The organism is Vibrio sp. S12_S33, from assembly GCF_963889785.1.
In the GTDB taxonomy this organism is placed as follows: Bacteria; Pseudomonadota; Gammaproteobacteria; order Enterobacterales; family Vibrionaceae; genus Vibrio; species Vibrio aestuarianus.
Genome location: NZ_CAWPQZ010000278.1, coordinates 1 through 393 on the forward strand (window position 1 = coordinate 1; position 393 = coordinate 393).

Annotated in this window: 1 protein-coding gene; it reads left to right on the top strand. The window is 46.8% G+C overall.

The features are described 5' to 3' along the window. On the top strand, window positions 1-393 hold a 393-nt coding region (locus tag AACW06_RS20160; protein ID WP_192076395.1), incomplete at both ends, for an IS66 family transposase.

Consider the following 393-nt stretch of genomic DNA (forward strand, 5'->3'; position numbering starts at 1 on the left):
GTGAACAACAGGCTGAAAAAAGCCACATTCACCAACAACCCGCACCGATAAGCATCATCCCTAAAAGCTTCGCCACAGAAAGCTTGCTGGCCAATATCATCCTTGGCAAATACCAATACGCGATGCCACTTTATCGCCAAGAATCCCTGTTTACCCAGTCAGGTATCGAGCTATCGAGAACCACCATGGCAAGGTGGGTAATTCAGGTTAGTGAAAAGTTCAAACCGCTTTATCAGGCACTGAAGACTCACTTACTCGAACAAGTTGTGGTTCAGGCCGATGAAACGCCGCTCAATGTGCTTAAGGAAGACAAGCAATGTTATATGTGGTTGTACTGCTCGGGAGCCGACTCCCCTGAAGCTAAACTCCCTGACATGAAAAATATCGTCTTGT